The sequence below is a fragment of the Peribacillus sp. FSL H8-0477 genome (assembly GCF_038002765.1).
In the GTDB taxonomy this organism is placed as follows: Bacteria; Bacillota; Bacilli; order Bacillales; family DSM-1321; genus Peribacillus.
The window spans coordinates 1,740,098-1,754,947 of sequence record NZ_JBBODE010000002.1; the positions used below are offsets into that span (position 1 = coordinate 1,740,098).

Sequence of the window (14,850 nt, forward strand, 5' to 3'; positions counted from 1 at the left end):
GGAAAGTGACATGAAAGCAGTATTATTTGATTTGGATGGTGTGATTACGGATACAGCCATTTACCACTACCAAGCGTGGAAAGAAATGGCCGGTAAACTTGGAATTGAAATAGATGAAGTGTTTAATGAACAACTAAAGGGTGTAAGCAGAATGGATTCACTGCAGCTTATTTTAGAAAAAGGCGGCCTTGGGAACCGTTATTCGGAAAGTGAAAAAGTGAAAATGGCTGACGATAAAAATATCGTCTATAAACAAATGATTGAAAAAGTATCTCCAAAGGATCTTCTGCCAGGAATTAAAGAGTTATTGAAAGATCTAAAGGCTAAGGGGATTTTAATTGGATTAGCATCTGCAAGCCAAAATGGTCCTGTTATTTTGGATCGGCTAGAAGTTACCCAGTATTTTAATACGATCGTCAATCCGGCCGAATTACGTGCAGGAAAACCAGACCCTGAAATTTTTGTGAAAGGTGCACAGCAGTTGGGCGTAAATCCGAAAGATTGTGTTGGAGTAGAAGATGCTGCAGCGGGTGTTCAAGCGATCAATGGTGCAGGAATGGTTTCAGTCGCTATTGGCAATCAAACAACATTAGCAGCAGCAAACATTGTGGTTCCTGCTACCGAAGATGTAAGTGCTGATTTGCTAGAAAAAGTCTGGTCTGTATCCGTAAACTGTAATGAAGTATTCTAATACAGTTTACGGATACAAAGATGGAAAAGAAGTTATTGAATATCGATTAGTGAATAACCAGGGAAATGTATTTCGCTGCCTGAACTATGGGGCAGTGGTCACAGCTATAGAAATCCCGGATAGATCAGGACAGGTAGAAAATGTTGTTTTAGGATTTGATCATCTAAAAGACTACATCAAGGACTCCCCCTATTTTGGGGCAATTGTTGGCCGTGTTGCAGGTCGAATAAAAGACGGACGGTGGGGGGAACTCCAACTGACCAAGAATGAAGGACAGAACCATATACACGGTGGGAACCAGAACTTTAGTCAAGTAGTCTGGGATAGCGAAATGATTACAGGGGCGGATTATACCGGAGTCCTATTTACACATACAAGCCCCGCTGACGACAATGGGTACCCAGGTAATCTTAAGGTTCAAGTGACGTATTATTGGACAAATGATAATTGCTGGAAGATGAAGATTAAAGCCGTTACAGATGAAACAACTTTGTTCAATCCCACCAATCATACGTATTTTAACTTGAGTGGAAATGTGAAGCGGACAATATTAGATCACACACTACAGGTTTCAAGCGATACATTTGCAGAAACGGATAGGGAAAAATGCCCGACTGGAAGACTGCTTTCTGTTGAAGGAACACCGTTTGATTTTAGAAAACCAGTCCGAATAGGTCATGCCATTCATAAGCAACCTTCAGGGTATGATACCCCATTTAAGTTAACGTCAGGTTTCATTCAGTTGTTCGATGACAGCAGTGGAAGAAAACTAACCATTCAAACCGACCGAGAAGCGGTAGTCGTGTTTTCAACCACGGGCATGAATGAAGACTATTTGGTGGCAGGTGAAAAGATGAGCAGTCACCGTGGGATTGCATTAGAAACACAGGAATTACCTGATGCAGTTCATCACCCACAATTTCAATCGATCGTTATTCATCCTGGTCATACGTATACCTGCCAGACGGAATACCAGTTTTCTGTTGAGGATACCTTGTCATAACGTTGAATTTAACCTATGATGAATAAATGAAAAAAACAAGTGGAGGAGAGGTTTGAATGGCTGTGACGATTAAGGATGTAGCCAAGAAGGCTGGAGTAGCCACATCAACTGTATCGCGGACCATTCAGGACCACGCTAGTATTAGTGAGAAAACGAAGAAAAAAGTGCGATTGGTTATGGAGGAATTAGGCTATCGGCCCAATTTAACAGCCCGGGGGTTAGTCAAGCAAAACAGTCGAACAATCGGGGTAATCTTACCTGTATCAAATGGTGAGGTTTTTCAAAATCCGTTTTTTCTTGAAATGATCCGTGGGATCAGTAAAGCCTGTAATGAGAAAAAATATATGGTAGCATTAGCTTCCGGAACAACTGAAGATGAGTTGCTTTCCAGCATCGAAACAATGGCAAAAGGCGGACGAGCAGATGGGTTTATTGTGCTTTATTCCAAAAAAGATGATGCAATTATAGAGTATCTTCATGCGGAAAAACTGCATTATGCCATGATTGGGAAACCGTATAAGTATGAAAATGATATGCTTTTTGTGGATAACGATAATCAGCTGGCGGGAAAAGATGCAGCCAATTATCTTATTCACTTAAATCATACAAAAATCGCTTATATTGGCGGCGATTATAACCAAATGGTGACCACGGAGCGTTTAATTGGTTATCGTCAGGCATTAACCGAGGCGCAGCTGGAAGTCAACACAGACTATATATTAAGTGATAGTATTGATGAAAAAGAGTATCGTCAAATGGTCACTGCCTTATTTTTGGCGGAGAAGCGGCCGACTGCTATCGTAGCGAGTGATGATCTCGTTGCGATGAGCGTTAGTTATTTGTTAAAAACGATTGGGTTAACTGTTCCAGATGATGTCTCCATTATCAGTTTCAATAATTCGATTTTTGCTGAGAAAACGCAGCCTGCATTAACATCGATTGATGTTCATATCGATTATTTAAGCAGTCAAGTTGTACTCAAGCTGATTGAGTTGATTGAGGAAACCCTAGCATTGGCTATGAAGTTAATCTTACCGCATAAAATAGTTGAACGTGATTCTTGTAGACCCTTATAAAGAAAACCTGTCGAGTATCCGCTTGACAGGTTTTTTTTGCTGTTTTCAGCTAAGAGTCAGTCCATAGTAGTGTTTTCTTAGAAAAAAGAACTGGGTTTTCCTGCCTGTTTTACTGTATATAGAGAGTAGCTTTGTGCCTATAAATAGTTTCGAGACGGTAAATGAAACATCAAGATATCGGTTAATTAGCCTTATCTTCTAATTTGGTTCTTTAGAATGAACTTTGCTTTTATTAAAAAAATCGTTAGAAATCTTAACTTTTATATTAGTAAGATGTAATGGAGGTTTTCAAGTGTACGAGTTGTATACATAACCTAAACTTTAACAAATGGGTGAAGGGATGTTGGTTATTCATGGGTTTTAAAAACAAAAAAATGACTGATAGTAAAGTGGTTATTATCGGAGGAGGGATCGGTGGGGCCGCTGCTGCAGTTGCATTGAAGGCAAAGGGAATTCGAGCTGATGTGTATGAGCAAGCACCCGTATTAAAAGAGGTTGGGGCCGGTATCGGTGTCCGTCCGCCTACTGTAAACTTCTTTAAAAAATGGGGCATGTATGAAGATATTGAAAAAGTGAGTGCAAGAAGTGACCATATGGAAATTATAGCAGGAGATAATCAAGTACTGGTTAAAGAAGCATGGCCTGTCCTAACAGAAGACAAATCAGACGCATATGCTCGTTTAATACACCGTGCTGATTTATTAGATACGTTAATCGCTCATATTCCGGAGGATCAACTACACTTAAATCACCGGTTAACAGAAGTAATCGATCACGGCGTTTATGCTGAAGTAAAATTTGCCAATGGAAAGACGATTGAAGCTGATCTTGTCATTGCAGCTGACGGAATCCGTTCACCGATACGTGACCAAACATTGAATCAACATGAACCGGTCTATTCTGGATATCTTGCCCATCGTGCATTAATTTCTACAAAATCTGCTTTGGGGATGGCTTCACAGGATAATGTCCTGCGTATTTACGTAGACGGCGATAATTCAGTCTATTTCATGCCACTAGAAGGCAGAGATCAAGTATCTGTAGATGTTACCGTTCCTGGGAAGTTTGCACGCCGTCCCGAAGTTACAAAAGAAGAACTTTTGGAGAGTATAACAGGTTTCGGTCCTACTATCCAAAAAGTGGTCGAAAGTATTGATATGAAAGAGGTTGTTACACGTCCATTGTGTGACCTTGAACATGTGAAAACATGGAGTACTAAATGTCTAACATTGATTGGTGATGCTGCTCACGCTATGCTGCACAACCAAGGTCAAGGTGCGAATATGGCTATACAAGATAGTGGGGAATTAGCAGAAGCAATTGCTGAGTCCATCACCATAGAAGAAGCCTTGCAAAAATATGAAGAAAAACGTAAACCAATTACGAGACTTTACCAAGACTTATCTCGTCTATTCCCCACTGATAAAGCTAAGACTGCTTTCCCTGAAAAAGCACACTTCTAAAAGGTTGTTGGTCGAGAGCAAAAGTTATTGCAATAGAAATAAGGAGGTTTTAAGATGCCTGTCCATCCTGAAATAAAAAAGATATTGGATACGATACCGGAATCTGATCCATACAAAAGAATCATACCGGAAGAACATAGAAAAATGTTTGATAAACCCATTTTACCTATTGAAAAACGTGTACACGTTTATTCGGTGGAAGAAAAAACCATACTTACTTCAACTACTGAGATAAAAATCAGAATTTACACTCCAGAGGAGGGGGAAGAGTTTCCACTGCTCATGTATTTCCATGGCGGTGCCTTTTTCTCAGGGAATTTAGAAAGTCATGATGAAATTGTTCGGCCGATTTGCAAGGAATCAGGCTATAAAGTAATTGCTGTTGAGTATCGCCTTGCGCCTGAACACCCTTTTCCAATACCCTTAGATGATTGTTATCAGGTGACAAAATGGGCTGTGGAGCACGGGAAAGAATTAAAATGGGACGGGAAGAATCTTGCCCTTGCAGGTGATAGTTCTGGCGGGAATTTAGCAGCCGCTGTTTCTCTGATGGCTCGTGAAAAACAAGAATTCACGGTCACTAAGCAAGTGTTATATTATCCTTCTCTAGATCTTGATTTCAGTGAGTTTCGGTATCCTTCATTAATAGAAAATAGAAAAGGGTATTTCGTGGAGAGTGATACATTAGCTGAACATAATTCCTTCTATTTAAAAGGAAAGGTAGATACAGATCATCCACTTGTTTCACCAATTAGAGAAGAAAATCTAGAGAATCTTCCAGCTGCACTTGTCATTACTGCAGAATATGATCCGATGCGGGATGAAGGGGAACTATTTGCGGAGAAGTTAAAAAATGCAGGTGTACGAACTGAAACAATCCGTTATGAAGGAGTTACACACGGCTTCTTAGGTAAATTTACTCATTTGGCTGAATATAGGGATGTGTACCAACGTACAGGTTCTTTTTTAAAAAAAGAAATGTAACCATCTAATTTAGTACTGAATTGTAGAGAAAAGTAAGATTTTCTCTACAATTTTTATGTGACGAGGCTGTATTTCACTCTTGTTTCTCCAAAAAATGTTGAACACGCTTAACATAAGGGGTTTTATCGTATGATAAATAGACCTGACTTGATAGTTTGATTGGGTCACCGAAGAAAAACCTTTCATACAGGGTTTCACGCGTACCAAATGAACTCATCGTTAAATCCCAGGCTAATCGAAAAACTTTAATGCGGTCTTCCGCATTTTTTGACTTGGCTTGTAAATAATGATCCAAATCCGTTCTTAAAATCTGAAAAGTATTTTCTGTAGGAATCGCCATTAGTCCACTTGCACCTAATAAATGAATGATTTCAGTAAACCTTGGATAAATTTTTGGAAATAAACTGATCGCAATTTGAAGAGATGTTTGATCTGGCCGCATAAATCCTAATTCATCCATTTCTGCTTCCATTTCAGATTTAAGAAGCAACGCTTTCATTGTTTCTAAGGCAACAATAATTTCAGAAGCTTTCTCTTGCACGTGTTGATATTCAATAATATTGATTGTTTCAATAATGGATTGTACAACACCTAACACAAATTCTAGTTTTATAATTCGTCTACAAACAACTTGATGAATGGTAAATGCTGAAAAGGAGTTTATATTCATAAAAATATTAGATACTTCTCTGTTATTATAATAAAAAACTCGGTCCCAAGGGACTAGTACATTGTCGAAAATTACGATAGAATCCATTTCCTCATATCTAGAGCTTAGTGGATAGTCAAAAGTAGACTCCCCTCCAACAAATGAATCTCGGCATACAAACTTCAGGTTTTTCGTATTACTAGGAATGGTAAAGGCAAATCCGTTTTCATCTGCTTCAAGTCCTGCCGTTGATACCACTAATAACTCATCCGTTATTCCTCCTTGTGTTGCTAGTAACTTAGCACCCTTTATGACAATTCCTTCTTCCGTTTCAGCTATTACTTTGGCTGAGATCGGTTCATCCGCAGTTTCAAAGTAAAATTGTGATCGATTTACCTGAGGATTAATAAAGGTATGGGTGAGAGATAAGTCTTGTTCTCGTGCATACTCGTAAAACTTTGTAACATTTTCCGGAAAACAATTTCGTTGTCCTCTTAATAAATCTGCAGAACAAGCTAAGGCCATTAATACTGTATTCATATAGTCTGGGCTTCTCCCCATCATACCGTTACTGGATTTCGCCCAATTTTGAATCATTTTTCTTCTTTTAATTAAATCATCTCGTGTCTTTGGTTGTAAGTAAGACATACCTACAGGTTCGCTGGTTAACGGAGAGGTGTAAGTCATTGGTATTGATTCTTCCGAGAATTGTAAATCATATAACGCTGCCTGGCTTTTCATTACTCCTTTGAAAGCTGGGTGTTCAGAGATTTTTCCTTCCACAGGTTTTCCATCAATCCATACATTGGGTCTCAGTTGGTTAATCCGATGAATATAGTCGGTACCGTTTATAGCCGGCATAAGTACACCCCTAATAGTTAGTCACTTTTTGTAGAAGGGGATATCACATTAAAATATCTCCTTTGAACTCATTTTTAATTTATGTAAAGTACCCAGATTGGTGAAAACAATATTCTATAGGGTAGAGTGAACAAAGAAAAAAGCTTTCACCCTGATTGTTCAGAGTAAAAGCTTTTATAGTCTTTTATTAATTATGCGACAGCATTTTTAAGTAATAAATGCTTGACCTCACCGAAAGTAACGAATCGTTTATTTTTTTCATCATATAATTTGTAGCGTAATGACTTAAGACTTAATTTGATATCAACCGTTGTCGCCATTTGAATGGGTGGAGTTGAATCATGTGCTTTTTCCAAGTTGTAATTAGGGACTCTAGGGCTTAAATGATGTACATGGTGGAATCCGATATTACCGGTTACCCATTGCAGTACTTTAGGAAGCTTATAGTAAGAACTGCCTTCGATAGCTGCCTTCACGTAATCCCATTCACTTTCATCTTCAAAATAAGAATCTTCGAAGGTATGTTGAATATAAAATAACCAAATACCAAGTGCTCCAGCAATAAACATGGTAGTTCCTTGTACAATCACAAATGACTGCCATCCGATCGCCCAAATTAAGAGAGAGTAAAGAACTACAATACAAACATTCGTTAAATACGTATTGTTACGTTCTTTCTTACGTGCGTCTTTTCTATTGAAACGGCTTGATATTAGAATTAAGAAGATAGGACCTAAACCAAACATGACTAAAGGATTGCGGTACATCCGATATTTAAAACGTTCCCATTTCGTTGCTTCTACATATTCTTCAATAGTCATTACCCAAATATCGCCCACACCGCGTTTATCTAGATTTCCACTAGAAGCATGGTGAATGGAGTGCTCGCGTTTCCATTTTTCAAAGGCGAAGAGAGTCATGATGCCTGTAAAGGTTCCGACTATCGCGTTTGCTTTTTTATTTTTGAAGAATGAACCGTGTGTACAGTCATGGAAGATTATGAACATACGTATAATGAAACCACTAGTTACTGCTGATAACGCGATCGTAAGCAAAATTGATATGTCTAAAGCTTGATAGGCTAAGAACCAAAACAAAATTGCTGGCGGAATCGTATTCACCAATTGTCTAACGCTCGCTTTTACATCTGCTTTTTCAAAGGGTGCAACAAATTTTCGTAGTTGTGCTGTTTTTTCTTTGCTCATGTTTTCCTCCTTTAACAGGCTCTTTAGCCTGGAAACCTTATTAAATTTAGTATAAAGCAAAATGGACTTAACTATTAGTCATACTTGTCAGTTGTTACACATGACATATGTCATGTTTTTAAATGGAAATACGGGTTGACAGTTTGTTTTCGATTTAATAGGTACCGCTGGAGGTAGAAGAATTGAACTGGATAGGGAGAACCGATTAGGATTTTAAAAAATGAATTCTAAACGTTTTATTAGGTAATCGATCGTCATACTTGGTATGATTATATTATCTTAATTTAAAGGGGAATGTTAGGAATGAATTCTACTACTGAACAAGTCGCACGTTTTAAAGAAGTGTTGGGAAACTATCCGACAGGAGTCACCGTAGTAACAGCTGCTGATGAGAATGGAACTCCTGTTGGGTTAACGGTCAATTCATTTGCTTCTGTTTCGATTGATCCATTGCTTGTCTTGTGGTCAATCGATCGTAAGGTTTCGTCTTTTGATATATTCCAAAATACCGATAAATTTGCTATTCATACATTAGCTGACGATCAAGCTGAAATTTGTACCTTGTTTGCCAGCAGGGATATCGATCGTTTTGCAAATTGCGAATGGAATCTTTCAGAGCATGCTCTGCCAATAATCTCAGGATCTTACGGTGTTTTACAATGTAAAACATTCAAAAAAGTGGATGCTGGAGATCATTTGATTTTAATTGGTGAAGTAATCGATATAGAAGTTGAAAAGAAAGAGCCATTACTTTATCATAAAAGAAAATTCGGGAAAATTCCTGAAGAATTTTATGCAACAAAATAATATACCTGGTTGAACCTTCATTTAAAGGTTCAACTTTTTTAGTTGTCCATTTGGAAAATCATTATTTCAGTGTAGATGGATTAAGAAGAAACAGATACAATGATAAGGGTATAATTAGAATAAGATGTTATAGTAAGAATGCAAAATTGGAGGAGTAGAATATGAAAAAAATTAATACAGTTCAGGAATTTAACGAACAAATTGGACAAGATGAGCTGACAGTTGGGATTTTTACTACGACTTGGTGCCCGGACTGCAAACGGTTAGATTTGTTTATTGATGAAGTAACAGAAGAACATCAAGATAAACAATGGTTCACAATTGATAAAGATGAATTCCCAGAAATATCTGATCAACAAACTGTTATGGGTATTCCATCTTTGTTGGTTTATAAAAATGGTGAAAAAATCGCTCATCTGCATAGTGCAAATGCTAAATCGCCTGAACAGATTAAAGAATTTCTAAGCAATATATAAAATGATTTAGGGATACCAAGGACTGCCAAGATTAATCCGGCAGTCCTTTTTTTGAGTCGTTTAAAAATGGTCTTGAGGAAGTTACTGAATAGCCATTCATTTTATGGTAGACTAGTTGTATATAAATGAATCGTTAAAGGAGTGAAAGGCCATTATTTTTCAAAAAAAATTTGAAGAATCAGTGAAAAATGGTGTTCACATTGGCAATGGAATCGCGTCCTTTCAAAACATCCGCTTAAATGTTCACTGTTTTGTGGTAGATGGGATATTAATTGATACAGGCGCCCAATCACTTGCCAAAGAATTCAGACCCTATATCGAAAGACAAGATTTTGATCAAGTGATGATTACTCATTATCATGAGGACCATACAGGGTGTGCAGCGTATGTTCAGAGCAAAGGAAAACCAATATTTATGAATGAATTATCCATTCCATATTGTCGAACCAAGGCGGATTATCCACTGTATCGTAAGATGTTTTGGGGCAAGCGCCGGCCTTTTGCGGCTGAATCGATTGGTGAAACAATCACATCCCGAACGGCTGTATGGGATGTAATTGATACACCAGGACATGCAAAAGATCATAAAGCCTTTTTGAACCGGGAAACTGGACAGCTGTTCACTGGTGACCTGTATTGCCAAGAGCGTACGAAGGTTATACTGCGAGAAGAAAGCATTCCAACACTGATTGATTCGTTGAACCGCGTTCTTACTTTTGACTTTGATGACGTGTTTTGCTGTCATGCAGGGCTGCTGGCGGATGGAAAAGGTGCGTTGAGACGGAAGCTCGATTACTTACTTCATATACAAGATAAGATTCTAAATTTGCACGATGAAGGAAATACTGTGAAACAAATCAATGATGTGCTGTTCCCTAAAAAATATCCAATTACTCGATTTTCGTCAGGTGAATGGGACTCTCAGCATATTGTAAACTCGGTCATAAATGAGCATGCGGGAAATAAATCAAATGCATAAGCTGGAAAACGTTAAAGGAGGACATTCCTTTGACGTTTTTTTGATGAGAATTGCTTTTGTTCTGAACTAGATAAAGATAAACTTGTGGTATATTATAAAACAACGACTCAATACTAAACATTGTTTTCAAAGTTAGGAAGAGGTTATGAACTTGTCCATTAATCATCAACTTTATGAATACATTATTAGTCATTCAAGAACGATTACAGAAGAGTGGTTTCGGGAGAAAAGGAATTTTTCTGGACCTTTTTATTCAAATAGCCAAAATCCTGAAATCAATCAGGTTTTACGGGAACAACACGCTTTGACGATTAAGACGATTGCCCATACCTTTTTAGAAGAGAGGAGTCTTTTCAATGGACAGCTAATCATTTGGGCCGAATCGGTTGCACAAAGCAGAATTGATCATAAAGCACCCATTCATCATGTTTTAGAGGCTTTGAGTAAAACTAGAGAGGTTATTTGGAAATATGTAGAGCAGTTTAGCAATCTGCATACCGAGTCTGTAACTCTTAGGGATATTCTTAACTGGAGTTCATTATATAATGCTAGTTTTGATCAGTTAATCCATCATTTTACTAAAAGGTATTATGTACTGTCTACCCATCAATTAGCCGCTCAGCAATTATTGATTACTGAATTGAGTACACCTGTTATTCCACTTGTCGATGGGATAGCTGTCTTACCAATTGTAGGAGATATAGATGCATACCGCGCCAAATCCTTTTTGGAAGTTGTACCGCAAAAATGTTCCGATATGGAAATAAATAAACTGTTCATTGACGTATCTGGTGTTTCCATCATGGATACAAGGGTAGCCAATGAAATGTTTAAATTAATTCAAATACTTAGTCTGCTTGGAATAGAAACCTACATATCAGGTATTTCCCCTGAAGTTGCACAAACGTCGATTCAATTAGGATATGATTGGAGTCATGTTCCGACATACAGTACATTAAAACAAGCATTAGCGAAAATTAGACATAGTTAATTGAATTCCTAGTTTAGTGAGTTTTTTCTCCCTTATGATTTGTCATCTCCCAGGCATCGTGGAATAGGATAAAGGAAGATTCATCGGGGGTGAGCTGATGGCTGTAGTAAAAGCAAGAGATTCTGATATTGATTTAATGGCGAGGTTACTGAGGGCTGAAGCTGAGGGTGAAGGCGACCAAGGAATGCTGATGGTTGGAAATGTGGGAATTAATCGAATCCGAGGAGATTGTTCTGATTTTAAAAACATCAGGACAATTCCTCAAATGGTTTATCAAGAACATGCCTTTGAAGCTGTTCAAAAAGGCTATTTTTATCAACGACCAAGAGAAAGAGAAAAACGGCTTGCTCGTCGTGTAATCAATGGAGAAAGGTTATGGCCCTCTAAATATAGTATGTGGTATTTCAGACCACAGGGTGACTGTCCACCAACATGGTATGGTCAGCCGCTGGTCGGACGATACAAACTGCATTGCTTCTACGAACCGACAGGGGAAGAATGTGAGGCTATTTACAATACATTTTAAAAAGAACGATCAAAAGCTTGTAAATCAGCTTTTGATCGTTCTTTTTTTTTGTTTATTTAACTAGTTTTAATCTTGGCAGAATGGGTTCTAGTATCTCGACCGCAATATATTCCATCTCCAGGCCAAAACAGTGTTGTGCTTCGAACTCTATGGATCTTGCTTTTTCTGGGTCATTGCAAAAAAGGAAAGAAATAATCCCGTTTTCTTCACGTAAATCGATATGTTTAAACATAATATCATGTTCGATTAAAAATGCTTCAAAGATATCGCATAATTCGTAAAGACTCTCTTTATTGACTGTTGTAAAAATCATTAAGAACAACTCCTAAAAATTTAGAATAGTAGTTATAAATAGTTTTTCAAATTGTTCAGCTTCGGTATATTCTAACATTTATTTTAATAGAATTAGGTATGTATCTACTAATAAATTTCAATCTAGTTGATTCGGGGTGGATCTGAACATTAAGATCAGTGAAAAAATCTGAGAGGAGAGAAAATATGAAAAAGAATTGGATATCTACCTTGTTCGTTATCATGTCGTGCATATTCTTACTAGCTGGATGTGGGGATTCCGAAGAAACGGCTACGAAAAACCCAAAGAAAGAATTTCACTATGCGATGAGCGGTGTCTATAAACCATTTAATTATAAAGAAAATGGAAAGCTTTCAGGTTTTGATGTAGAGATTGGACAAGCATTAGCAAAAAAAATGGGAATGAAAGCTGTTCCAGTAACAAATCCATGGGAAACCATTATTCAAGGCCTGCAAGCCAAAAAATATGATGCCATTATTGGTAGTATGACGATTACAGAAGAACGTGCTAAAGCAGTGAATTTTACAGATACGTACTACCGTTCTGGAGCTCAAATCTTTGTTACTAATGACAATACGGAGATAAAATCTGCAGAAAAATTAAAGGGTAAAAAAATTGGTGTTGTTAAGTCCAGTATTTACAGTGAACATGCTCAAACCTTAACAGATAAAGATAAAATAGTTGAATATGATAGTGATATTACCGCTCTTATGGATTTACCCACAGGACGACTGGATGCAGTGATCACAGATCAAATGGTCGGATTCCGAGTTATTAAGGAAGATGCGATTAAGATAAAAGATATAGGCGAACCACTTTCTCAAGATGACCAAGCCGTTGCTGTCCGGAAAGAGGATAAAGAGCTGCTCGAAAAAATTAATGGGGCTCTCGCTGAAATAATTGAAGATGGTACGTATGAAAAAATCAGTGCCAAATGGTTCGGTCGCAATATTCTTGAAGAATAAAACAGCACATAAGCAGGGAGGTAATCGCTATGATACAAATTTTTCTTAACACATACGAAGTATTTCTCCAAGCTGCTTTTCTAACATTTAAATTAACGCTTACCTCCTTGTTATTAGGGTCGATTATTGGTTTAGTATTTGCTTTTTTTCGAATTTCGTCGAGTAAATGGTTGAACGCTCTAGCATCCATCTATATAGGAGTTATCCGGGGTACACCCTTAATTGTTCAAATCGCCATTTTATATTTTGGCATTGCTTCTATTATTACACTTTCTCAATTCTGGGCAGGAGCTTTAGCATTAGCGGTTCATAATGGTGCGTATATCGCAGAAGTTTTCCGAGGATCGATTCAATCTGTTGATCGGGGACAGATGGAGGCAGGACGTTCGCTGGGCATGAGTTATGCTCAGACTATGAAAGAAATCATTTTACCGCAAGCATTTAAACGGTCAATTCCGCCGCTTGGCAACCAATTTATCATTGGGTTAAAAGATTCATCCTTGGTTGCCTATGTAGGAATGGCTGAATTATGGGGATCTGGATTAAGTGAAGCAGCAGCTAATTATCGACAATTAGAGACGTATATTGTAATTGGATTATATTACTTAGTGATGGTACTGTTCATTTCTTTTATCTTACGTAAAGTAGAATCCAGGCTGGATGTTGATTCAGTACCTAAGGAACGGTTTATAAAGGAGAAAAATGTCTAAGCATAATGATCTCATAGTGTAAAAAACGTGTAATGTGTTGGGATTTCTCAACAGGTTTACACGTTTTTTTGTTCTTTTTAAAAAAGCCACTTAATATAGGTTTTCAAAAATGAAGGTTTAAAAAAAGATTGATATATGGGGGAATGGCCAATCATTCCTAAGAGTTTTTCATACTATAAAACAACTGAGGCTCAGGCGCGGGAGGTGGATGAGATGCCAGATAAGGATGAAATAGATTTAATAATTAATCTAGATCACCTGCCTTTTCCTGAAAGAGAAATATATAGTTCAAGTTCATGTGTTCTGAATGAAAAGCAAAATTCGAGAACAAGAGGGAAGAAAAAAAGGAGAAAAAAACAGAAAAAAACACAGGAAATCAAGGATGATATTTGTGGACACATAAGGCAAAAATGTGATGGGAATGCAGAAGAATACTGGCGTTCTATTGATATAGATCCTCTTCCGTCTGGGTCTGTCACTGTTTTAAATTCTAGTGGATATAAGATGACAGTGAAGGCAGATTTAACTGGAGATGGGAATGCAGATATAGTCTTATTTAGTTTAACAGAAAGGGACCAGTCTAAATCTGTCTCGTTAGGTTCGATTGCTAAAATTGAGGTCATTTGTGAAGGAGACAGTAGTCAAATTTGCAACGGGATGTATAGCGTTCTTATTGCCTACCCAAAAGATGTTTGTAAATGAGGGCTGTCCGGAACTAAAAATCCGCAACTGTCCAAACAAATTTAATAAGAAAGACATAGCATTATAGAGAAACCACAATCCAGGAGGGAAAACACATGGCTCAAATAGGAAGCTGTAATGGTGAACAATTAGTCGGAGTAAATGATTCGGTATGTCTCACACTTGAATTAGATGATGCAGTCGCCCCGACAGTAGTATGGACAGATATAACGCCTTATATAATTAACGGAACAATTATGGTCGAGAATAATGGGATCGTAGGAGTCGGTCAAAGCGCAGCATTATCAGTAAATGGAGCCGCGGTACCAGATTTTGTAGTTGTACCAGGGGAAGCTCGTTCTGTAACATTAAATGATATAAATACTATTTCACTTTTAGGCTCAGGTGGAACTGCAGGCGCATTTTCAAGTGTAAATGTTGCTTTTTCTCTAAATTACAAATTCTAAATT

General features: G+C 37.7%; 17 protein-coding genes. 14 read left to right on the plus strand and 3 right to left on the minus strand.

Going from position 1 to position 14,850, the window contains the following annotated elements:
* Positions 1-10 precede the first annotated feature (10 nt).
* The 5 genes from pgmB to MHI18_RS20250 all read left to right on the plus strand — a co-directional run bounded on the left by pgmB (position 11) and on the right by MHI18_RS20250 (position 5,217).
* A complete protein-coding gene (pgmB, locus tag MHI18_RS20230; protein WP_340850098.1) occupies positions 11-691 on the plus strand; it encodes a beta-phosphoglucomutase in 681 nt (226 codons plus the stop codon).
* Complete coding sequence (locus tag MHI18_RS20235) at positions 678-1,694, plus strand: aldose epimerase family protein (RefSeq protein WP_340850099.1); 1,017 nt, start codon at positions 678-680, stop codon at positions 1,692-1,694. Before pgmB ends, MHI18_RS20235 begins: the two co-directional genes overlap by 14 nt.
* Before the next feature lie 56 nt (positions 1,695-1,750).
* On the plus strand, positions 1,751-2,770 hold the full coding sequence (locus MHI18_RS20240) for a LacI family DNA-binding transcriptional regulator (protein ID WP_340850100.1): 1,020 nt from the start codon (positions 1,751-1,753) through the stop codon (positions 2,768-2,770).
* Positions 2,771-3,144: 374 nt separating this feature from the next.
* Positions 3,145-4,233 (plus strand): FAD-dependent oxidoreductase, encoded by a 1,089-nt coding sequence (locus tag MHI18_RS20245; RefSeq protein WP_340850102.1) that lies wholly within the window; start codon positions 3,145-3,147, stop codon positions 4,231-4,233.
* A gap of 54 nt (positions 4,234-4,287) precedes the next feature.
* Positions 4,288-5,217 (plus strand): alpha/beta hydrolase, encoded by a 930-nt coding sequence (locus MHI18_RS20250; protein WP_340850103.1) that lies wholly within the window; start codon positions 4,288-4,290, stop codon positions 5,215-5,217.
* Positions 5,218-5,290: 73 nt separating this feature from the next.
* Here the strand turns inward: MHI18_RS20250 and hpaB are convergent, their stop codons facing one another.
* Together hpaB and MHI18_RS20260 are read right to left on the minus strand one after the other, a co-directional pair.
* Positions 5,291-6,727: a 4-hydroxyphenylacetate 3-monooxygenase, oxygenase component gene (gene hpaB, locus MHI18_RS20255; protein ID WP_340850105.1), complete on the minus strand. Its 1,437-nt coding sequence runs from the start codon at positions 6,725-6,727 to the stop codon at positions 5,291-5,293.
* A gap of 191 nt (positions 6,728-6,918) precedes the next feature.
* The gene (locus MHI18_RS20260; protein ID WP_340850107.1) at positions 6,919-7,932 is read right to left on the minus strand and encodes a fatty acid desaturase; all 1,014 of its coding nucleotides are present in this window, start codon (positions 7,930-7,932) and stop codon (positions 6,919-6,921) included.
* Positions 7,933-8,235: 303 nt separating this feature from the next.
* On the opposite strand from MHI18_RS20260, the gene MHI18_RS20265 reads away from it, so the two are divergent.
* The 5 genes from MHI18_RS20265 to MHI18_RS20285 all read left to right on the plus strand — a co-directional run bounded on the left by MHI18_RS20265 (position 8,236) and on the right by MHI18_RS20285 (position 11,711).
* Positions 8,236-8,739 (plus strand): flavin reductase family protein, encoded by a 504-nt coding sequence (locus MHI18_RS20265; RefSeq protein ID WP_340850108.1) that lies wholly within the window; start codon positions 8,236-8,238, stop codon positions 8,737-8,739.
* A 161-nt stretch (positions 8,740-8,900) separates the two neighbouring features.
* A complete protein-coding gene (locus MHI18_RS20270; protein ID WP_340850109.1) occupies positions 8,901-9,215 on the plus strand; it encodes a thioredoxin family protein in 315 nt (104 codons plus the stop codon).
* A 151-nt stretch (positions 9,216-9,366) separates the two neighbouring features.
* A complete protein-coding gene (locus MHI18_RS20275) occupies positions 9,367-10,194 on the plus strand; it encodes an MBL fold metallo-hydrolase (RefSeq protein ID WP_340850342.1) in 828 nt (275 codons plus the stop codon).
* Positions 10,195-10,345: 151 nt separating this feature from the next.
* A complete protein-coding gene (locus tag MHI18_RS20280; RefSeq protein WP_340850111.1) occupies positions 10,346-11,185 on the plus strand; it encodes an STAS domain-containing protein in 840 nt (279 codons plus the stop codon).
* A gap of 97 nt (positions 11,186-11,282) precedes the next feature.
* Positions 11,283-11,711, plus strand: coding sequence for a cell wall hydrolase (locus MHI18_RS20285; RefSeq protein WP_340850113.1), 429 nt, complete (start codon positions 11,283-11,285; stop codon positions 11,709-11,711).
* Positions 11,712-11,763: 52 nt separating this feature from the next.
* On the opposite strand, the gene MHI18_RS20290 is transcribed toward MHI18_RS20285, so the two are convergent.
* The gene (locus MHI18_RS20290) at positions 11,764-12,024 is read right to left on the minus strand and encodes a hypothetical protein (RefSeq protein ID WP_340850114.1); all 261 of its coding nucleotides are present in this window, start codon (positions 12,022-12,024) and stop codon (positions 11,764-11,766) included.
* A gap of 185 nt (positions 12,025-12,209) precedes the next feature.
* Here MHI18_RS20290 and MHI18_RS20295 point away from each other — a divergent pair, with 185 nt between their 5' ends.
* From MHI18_RS20295 to MHI18_RS20310, 4 genes are all read left to right on the plus strand, one after another.
* On the plus strand, positions 12,210-12,989 hold the full coding sequence (locus MHI18_RS20295; protein WP_445670028.1) for an ABC transporter substrate-binding protein: 780 nt from the start codon (positions 12,210-12,212) through the stop codon (positions 12,987-12,989).
* Positions 12,990-13,018: 29 nt separating this feature from the next.
* Entirely contained in the window at positions 13,019-13,699 is a 681-nt protein-coding gene (locus tag MHI18_RS20300; protein ID WP_340850115.1) for an amino acid ABC transporter permease, read from the plus strand.
* A gap of 213 nt (positions 13,700-13,912) precedes the next feature.
* Entirely contained in the window at positions 13,913-14,401 is a 489-nt protein-coding gene (locus tag MHI18_RS20305) for an S-Ena type endospore appendage (protein WP_340850116.1), read from the plus strand.
* 95 nt (positions 14,402-14,496) lie between these two features.
* Complete coding sequence (locus MHI18_RS20310) at positions 14,497-14,847, plus strand: DUF3992 domain-containing protein (RefSeq protein WP_340850117.1); 351 nt, start codon at positions 14,497-14,499, stop codon at positions 14,845-14,847.
* The last annotated feature ends 3 nt before the right edge of the window (positions 14,848-14,850 follow it).

Coding starts and splice junctions, on each gene's coding strand:
- pgmB (WP_340850098.1), top strand. CDS start 11: ATGAAAGCAGTATTATTTGATTTGGATGGTGTGATTACGGATACAGCC.
- MHI18_RS20235 (WP_340850099.1), top strand. CDS start 678: ATGAAGTATTCTAATACAGTTTACGGATACAAAGATGGAAAAGAAGTT.
- MHI18_RS20240 (WP_340850100.1), top strand. CDS start 1,751: ATGGCTGTGACGATTAAGGATGTAGCCAAGAAGGCTGGAGTAGCCACA.
- MHI18_RS20245 (WP_340850102.1), top strand. CDS start 3,145: ATGACTGATAGTAAAGTGGTTATTATCGGAGGAGGGATCGGTGGGGCC.
- MHI18_RS20250 (WP_340850103.1), top strand. CDS start 4,288: ATGCCTGTCCATCCTGAAATAAAAAAGATATTGGATACGATACCGGAA.
- hpaB (WP_340850105.1), bottom strand. CDS start 6,727: ATGCCGGCTATAAACGGTACCGACTATATTCATCGGATTAACCAACTG.
- MHI18_RS20260 (WP_340850107.1), bottom strand. CDS start 7,932: ATGAGCAAAGAAAAAACAGCACAACTACGAAAATTTGTTGCACCCTTT.
- MHI18_RS20265 (WP_340850108.1), top strand. CDS start 8,236: ATGAATTCTACTACTGAACAAGTCGCACGTTTTAAAGAAGTGTTGGGA.
- MHI18_RS20270 (WP_340850109.1), top strand. CDS start 8,901: ATGAAAAAAATTAATACAGTTCAGGAATTTAACGAACAAATTGGACAA.
- MHI18_RS20285 (WP_340850113.1), top strand. CDS start 11,283: ATGGCTGTAGTAAAAGCAAGAGATTCTGATATTGATTTAATGGCGAGG.
- MHI18_RS20290 (WP_340850114.1), bottom strand. CDS start 12,024: ATGATTTTTACAACAGTCAATAAAGAGAGTCTTTACGAATTATGCGAT.
- MHI18_RS20295 (WP_445670028.1), top strand. CDS start 12,210: ATGAAAAAGAATTGGATATCTACCTTGTTCGTTATCATGTCGTGCATA.
- MHI18_RS20300 (WP_340850115.1), top strand. CDS start 13,019: ATGATACAAATTTTTCTTAACACATACGAAGTATTTCTCCAAGCTGCT.
- MHI18_RS20305 (WP_340850116.1), top strand. CDS start 13,913: ATGCCAGATAAGGATGAAATAGATTTAATAATTAATCTAGATCACCTG.
- MHI18_RS20310 (WP_340850117.1), top strand. CDS start 14,497: ATGGCTCAAATAGGAAGCTGTAATGGTGAACAATTAGTCGGAGTAAAT.